Consider the following 5940-nt stretch of genomic DNA (forward strand, 5'->3'; position numbering starts at 1 on the left):
AGCCTGGCGATACCGATCGAAGACATCCGGTACCTACCGAATGCCGCTCTGCTTGCAATGGAACGTCTTCCGCTACGGTTCGCGCCGCAGACCACCGATGGGCTAAGCCGATGAACTGCGATCCCACTGACGTGCCTGCCCCACATGAGGTAGACATCCCGTCCCTGAAGAATAAGTACCGCGAGGAGCGGGATCGCCGGCTCCGCCTCGACGGTCAGGAGCAGTACGCACCCGCATTCGAAGATGCTGAGGCACTTGACTACAGCGACCCGCACACGCCTCAGGTGTCGCGTCAGGCGGTAAGCGATGACGTGGATGTCGTCGTACTCGGTGGTGGTTGGGCGGGAGTCCTTGCCGGCTACCACTTGCGTAGGGCCGGTGTGACCGATTTCCGAATCATCGAGCAGGCAGGAGATTTCGGAGGAGTGTGGTATTGGAACAGATACCCTGGCCTGTCATGTGACAACGACGCTTTTTGTTATCTTCCGCTGCTCGAGGAGATGCAGTTCTTCCCCTCCAAAAAGTTCGCCGACGGTCTCCAGATCCGTGAGTATTGCCAAGGCGTTGCAAGCAAACTCGGGCTGTATGAGGGTGCGTTGTTTCACACCTGCGTCAACGCGTTGCGATGGGACGAATCGGTCAAACGCTGGCGTATCAGCACCGATCGCGGTGACGCTCTACGAGCTCGATTCATCATCATGGCGATGGGCCCGATCAATACACCGAAGGTGCCCAATGTGCCGGGACTCAAGGACTTCCAGGGCAAGGTTTTCCATACTGCCCGTTGGGATTACGAATATACCGGCGGGGACCAGCGCGAACCGGTTCTCGATAGGCTGAACGACAAACGTGTGGCGGTCGTCGGTACCGGCGTTTCCGCCATTCAAGTAATTCCGTACCTGGCCAGATACGCCAAGCAGTTGTACGTGCTTCAACGCACACCTTCGACTGTCGATGAACGCCACAACACTCCGACGGACCAATCATGGGTTGCGACACTAAAGCCGGGCTGGCAGCGCGAACGGCAGATCAACTTCCACCATGCCGCGATCGACGGGTTGACACCGGGTGAACATGACCGCATCTGCGACATCTGGACAGAGATCAACAGGAACCTCGCGGCTGAATTCAACGAAACGGGCTGGCCTCAATCGCCTGATGAGTTCCTGGCAAAGCGCGAGGCAATGGACTTCCGCGTCATGGAGCGCTTGCGCGCACGCGTCGACGCTGTGGTGAAGGACAAAGAGACGGCGGCAATCCTCAAACCCTGGTATCGGCACATGTGCAAGCGGCCTGCGTCGAGCGACGAGTTCTATCCCACGTTCAACCGGCCGAATGTCCGACTCCTCGACGTTTCTCCCACGCGAGGCGTGGAGTGCATAACGGCCCGCGGCTTCATGCACGAATCCGCCGAATACGACGTTGACTGTCTGATATTCGCGAGCGGGTTCGAAGTGACCAGCGACCTCCAAAGACGTTGGGGAATCGACAAAGTATCGGGCAGGGGTGGTCAATCCCTGTACGACCACTGGGCACATGAGTTCCGGTCGTTTCACGGCGTGATGACCCACGGATTTCCCAATCAATTCTTCGTGGGCTTCTTTCAAGGTGGATTCAACGCCTCAACCACTGAGACCTTCAACTACCAGGGCCGTCATATCGCATGGATCATCAGCCAAGCAGTCAGCCGCGGAGCTCGGACGGTGGAGCCAAGCCTGGAAGCCCAAGATGCGTACGTCAACCACGTCCGCGAAGTCGCTGTCGACACCTCCGCGTTCTTCCGGGAATGCACGCCGGGATATTTCAACAACGACGGGCAGGAAGTCGCGGACGATCAAGGTGAGCTGCGGCCTCGGACCTATACCGGTGAGACATACGGCCTGGGGTACTACGCGTGGGAGAAGCTTTTAGAGGACTGGCGTTCGAACGACGATCTGTCGGGTCTGGTGGTCGAACCGTGATTCAACAAGTGTTGCCCCTGAGGCTCGACATTGTCAGCGAGGTGATGACCTCGCCCGAAGCTCTGTAAGTCAACGATCCCGCACTTATGTCGTCACGTTACTGGAGGCGAAATGTCCTACGAAAGTACAGCTGAACCCGTAAAGATTGGCTACATCATGGATTTCATCCTTCCGGATGAATATCCGCAGGATATGCGGAAGGACCTAACCGACCCGTTCGACTTGGTGTTCAACGAGGCGCGCGAACGGGGTGTGATCGACCGCCCGCTTGAGATCATCTACCGCGAGGTCGAGGGACTTCCCAAAGGCTCAGTGAAGGCTGTGATCGATGCGTATGGGGAGCTAGTCGACGAGGGATGTCTTGCGGTGTTCGGGCCGCATATCAGCGACAACTGCGTACCAACCCGGGAGGCTATCTAAGAGCGTTTCCGGGTTCCCGCGTTGAGTGTCACCGGTAGCGACGACTGGTTGGGGGAGTGGACTTTTTCGTTTCCGCAGGGCTCCCTGACCGATGAGCCCATCTTCTGGGCCGACCTTCTCGAAAAGGACGGGCACCGTGAGGTCGGAGTCTTTGTGGAGCAGTCGGTGTCTGGTCACGACTACTGCAAGAATTTCCAGGACGAATGCCGGCGCAGGGGTATACGCATTGTCGCCGAGGTGCCTTTGGCGATGACCGCGCAAGATGTCACCAAAGCCGTGGAAATTATGTGCGAGGCCAAACCCAGCGCGTTGGTGCACTGCGGATTCGGCTTCGGCATCGTCTTCATCAACGCCGCCCTCGAGACGCTGAAGTGGGATCCGCCGCGGTTCACCAGCACCGCCTTCCAGAACGCCTGGATGAATCCGTTCATGTGGCACGCGTTCATGAATTGGACGGGGATCGTAACTCAAGCCGTTCCGCCTAGGCGATTTTCGTCAACACCAATGCTGCTTCGTTATAGGGAAACAAACGATAGAACACTCGAGGCCCTGGTGTGACGAGGGGCGCGGCGTCAGCCTTACTGACGATCCGCGGGCTGGCCAATGCGAGGGCCTTGCCCCGCTTGTGCAGCACGGTCGGACCGCCGGCCAATACGTTCTTGAGCCAGTCCGTTTGCGGCCCATAGCCGATAAGAATGACGAAGCCGTCCTGAGTCTTGAATACCAAGAGGGGCGTTCGATATCGCTTGCCTGACTTGCGTCCGACGTGCCCGAGCGTCCCTAGGCATGGAAGCCACGGTGTGAGCGAGCGGGCCACAGGATTAGTGACACGACGATTGAACTGTGCGACAGCACGAGGCACTCGCATGAAAATCCTTTCCCACCAATACAGTCTGGCCCGCCCGTGGTGACGGCATTGGGCCTGCGCGAAACCTACCCCGTCGGAATGCCTTTGGGTCGATCCCATAACGGCTCGCCCAATTTGGCGCGTATTTTCCCCACGGGTCGGCGTACTGACCGGGCGCGTTCCGATACGGCGACCGTCGCGCCATGACGACTCGCACGAGCGGGGCGATGAGCGGGCCCGGGTAGCGCAATAATCGGTACTTCTTCGACAATTCGGCCCTCAGGTCGGGCCATGAGTGGTTCTGGAACTTCAGCGCCTCTTGGGCGCGGGTGGTGTCCATCCAGTCGGTGACGAACCAGTCGTCGTCGCTGTTCGGATCCCCGGGTCGGCCCGGTGGCATGGCGCTCGGTAAGCCGAGAGCCGCGACGAGGTCCGAGGTGACCTCTGCGTACGTCAATCGGTGCGAATCGTCGCCACCGATCAGCAAGATTTCGCGAGCGACATCGGCCGTGGTCGCTGCTGCAAATGCCCAAGCGACGTCGCGAACATCAACGGTCTGCACCCGACCGTCACTGGGCACTACGGATTGCAGGTAAGCCATGTCGGCGCTGACAGGCAGTGCCCTGAGATCCGGGCCGACCACGGCCCCCAAACGCAGGACCACCCATTCCAGCGTCGATCCCCGCACAATCTCCTCGCCCTCGGACTTCTGTCCGCTGTAGACGTCGTAGGGCCGCATCGGGTCCTCCGCCTTGAGAGGAGGGGTCGTGCGGTGCGGATTTCGGGGACCCACCACGGTGATGCTCGACGCGTGGACGAATCGCGGTGGCTTGCTTTGCCCTTCGGCAACGCGAACCAGGTTTGCAGTGGCGTCCACATTCACCCGTCGCGCGACTTTGGGTATCGGGTAGATCGCCGGCGCGATGACCGCCGCGAGATGGACGATCGCGTCCGGGCCGATGTCGGAGACGAGACGCCGCACCTGCTCTGGATCGGTGAGGTCGGCCCACCGGAACTCGACCCCGTCAGGTAGTTTCCTAGCCCCCTTCCGGTTGGCGGGCGTATCGAGGTCCGTCGCCACCACCCGGCGGCCGAGTTCGGCCAGTCTCCGGACGGTTGCCGAACCCAACCAGGCCGAAGGCGCCGGTGACAAGGACAGTGTTTGACATGGGTCTCCCTTTGTGCCATTCGCTTTCGGAGATCAGCGACGGTTACAAGCTTTCGCGGCAGTAAGATTGCGGGTTGACCGCCATTAGCTCAGTGGTCGTGGACTATCACCCCGCGGATGTTGCGGCCAGCGAGCATGTCGTCGTAGGCCTCATTGATGTCGTCGAGCTTGTACTCGGTGGTGACGGTCTCGTCGAGCAACAGCTTGCCGCTCCGGTACAGGCTTATCAGGCGAGGGATGTCGGCGCGCGGGTTGGCCTCGCCGTAAAGGCTTCCCAGGAGCCGTTTTTGGAACAGCGTGAACAATGTCAGCGGCAGCGTCGGCGTCACGTCGGACATCGATGCCAGGGCGGTGACCACCACGGCACCGCCCTTCCGCACCGCATTGAGCGCGTCAGTGATCATCGCGCCTTCGAGCACGCCCGGCGTGAGGATGGCCGAGTCGGCCATGACTCCACGCGTAATCTCGCCAACTAACTGGGTGGCTTCCTCCATCGAGGTGGCAAAGTGAGTGGCTCCGAACTGGAATGCTTTGTCGCGCTTGCTCGGCTCAATATCGACCAAGACGATGTGCTCCGCGCCCGCCAGCCGCGCGCCCTGAATGGCACCGCTGCCGATGCCCCCGCAGCCCATCACGAGCACCACATCGCCGGGAACAACATTCGCGGTATTGACGGCCGAACCCCAGCCGGTGGTGACGCCGCAGCCAAGAAGACACGCGCGCGACAGCGGCACATCGTCGTCGATCTTGACTACTGAGGCTTCCGACAACACACCCCATTGCGCGAAACTGCCGACGCCTGAGAGCGCGCCGATGCCCCGTCCCCTGGCCCGGCGCCGGAAGGTGCCGTCGGCCTGAACTCCCGCGAGGATGGTCGCCCCGAAATCACACAGGTTCTGACGACCGGTGGCGCACCAACGGCAGCGACCGCACGCCGGCAGGAAGGACGTGACTACGTGGTCTCCCACAGCTACATCGCGCACTCCCGGGCCAACCTCTTGGACGATTCCCGCCCCTTCGTGTCCACCTATCAAGGGAAAACTCACCCCGAACATGTCGCCGGTGCGGATATGGTGGTCGGAATGGCATAGACCGGTGGCTTCGAACTCGACGAGTAGCTCGCCCTCCTGCGGCGGATCGAGTTCGATCTCTTCGACCGACCACTTTTCGTTCAGCCCCCACAGAACTGCTCCATTGGTCTTCATGGCGACTCCTTGACGATATGTATGGCACGCTCGGGACAATTCGCGATCGCGTTGTGTGCGCGGTCTTCCCATCCGGGAGGAATATTTTCCACGGTGACGACGGCGGTCCCTTCGTCGTCGACGTCGAACAGTTCGGGATACGCTGCGTAACAACGGCTATGGCCTTGGCACATTTCTGAGTCGACACGAAGTTTCACCGCTCAGTCCAATCCGCCTGGCCTGGTCCCGATGACTCCTTTTTCTGTGAGCGCTGCAATCGACGCGCTGTCGAGGCCGAGTAGGTCGCCGAGGACGCTCGCGTTGTGCTGCCCCAAGGTCGGCGCCGACTTCCGATACCAC

General features: G+C 60.6%; 4 protein-coding genes and 2 pseudogenes. 2 read left to right on the top strand and 4 right to left on the bottom strand.

What is annotated here, in order from left to right:
• Positions 1–110 precede the first annotated feature (110 nt).
• Both WB785_RS07405 and WB785_RS07410 read left to right on the top strand, forming a co-directional pair.
• Positions 111–1961, top strand: coding sequence for a flavin-containing monooxygenase (locus tag WB785_RS07405; RefSeq protein ID WP_424078187.1), 1851 nt, complete (start codon positions 111–113; stop codon positions 1959–1961).
• A 111-nt stretch (positions 1962–2072) separates the two neighbouring features.
• A pseudogene (locus WB785_RS07410) lies at positions 2073–2843 on the top strand (ABC transporter substrate-binding protein); the annotation flags it as partial.
• A gap of 19 nt (positions 2844–2862) precedes the next feature.
• On the opposite strand, the gene WB785_RS07415 reads toward WB785_RS07410, so the two are convergent.
• The 4 genes and pseudogenes from WB785_RS07415 to WB785_RS07430 form a co-directional block, all read right to left on the bottom strand.
• Positions 2863–3249, bottom strand: coding sequence for a nitroreductase family deazaflavin-dependent oxidoreductase (locus WB785_RS07415; protein WP_424078189.1), 387 nt, complete (start codon positions 3247–3249; stop codon positions 2863–2865).
• 65 nt (positions 3250–3314) lie between these two features.
• A pseudogene (locus tag WB785_RS07420) lies at positions 3315–4397 on the bottom strand (NAD-dependent epimerase/dehydratase family protein).
• Positions 4398–4485: 88 nt separating this feature from the next.
• Entirely contained in the window at positions 4486–5601 is a 1116-nt protein-coding gene (locus tag WB785_RS07425; RefSeq protein WP_424078190.1) for an NDMA-dependent alcohol dehydrogenase, read from the bottom strand.
• On the bottom strand, positions 5598–5798 hold the full coding sequence (locus tag WB785_RS07430) for a ferredoxin (protein WP_424078192.1): 201 nt from the start codon (positions 5796–5798) through the stop codon (positions 5598–5600). The genes WB785_RS07425 and WB785_RS07430 overlap by 4 nt, the downstream gene beginning before the upstream one ends.
• Between the last annotated feature and the right edge of the window lie 142 nt (positions 5799–5940).

The organism is Mycobacterium sp. (genome assembly GCF_049585075.1).
Taxonomy (GTDB): domain Bacteria; phylum Actinomycetota; class Actinomycetes; order Mycobacteriales; family Mycobacteriaceae; genus Mycobacterium.